The 380-nt window shown below is 71.1% G+C and carries 1 protein-coding gene; it reads left to right on the top strand.

Features of this window, described 5'->3' with window-relative positions; translation table 11 throughout:
* Positions 1-380 (top strand): CocE/NonD family hydrolase (locus G3I71_RS50070; RefSeq protein WP_239149837.1); only part of this gene is annotated, 380 nt, incomplete at its 3' end.

Here is a 380-nt window from a genome sequence, read left to right as displayed (position 1 = left end):
CTGGCCCCCCACCAGGCCCAGGCGGCCCCCGCACCTGCCACAGCCGTCACCTCGAACGTCTCGGACGTGTCGGACGCCTCTTCTGAGCTGCGGTTCCACGACGTCCTCGGCTCCGGCGGCATCACCCTCAAGGGCAACGTCTTCACCCCGGCCGGAGCCGTGCAGGGCCGGAAGTACCCGCTTATCGTGCTGCCCACCAGCTGGGGCCTGCCGCAGATCGAATACATCGCCCAGGCCCGCAAGCTCGCCGACTCCGGCTACGTCGTGGTCGGTTACACCTCGCGCGGCTTCTGGCTCTCCGGCGGCGAGATAGAGACGGCCGGCCCCGCCGACGTCGCCGACGTCTCCGCCGTCATCGACTGGGCCCTCGCCACCACCCC

Origin of the sequence: Streptomyces sp. SID12501, assembly GCF_010550245.1 — a bacterium.
Lineage (GTDB): Bacteria > Actinomycetota > Actinomycetes > Streptomycetales > Streptomycetaceae > Streptomyces.
The sequence above is the reverse complement of the archived record's forward strand: the minus strand, read 5'-3'. Positions and strand labels throughout refer to the sequence as shown.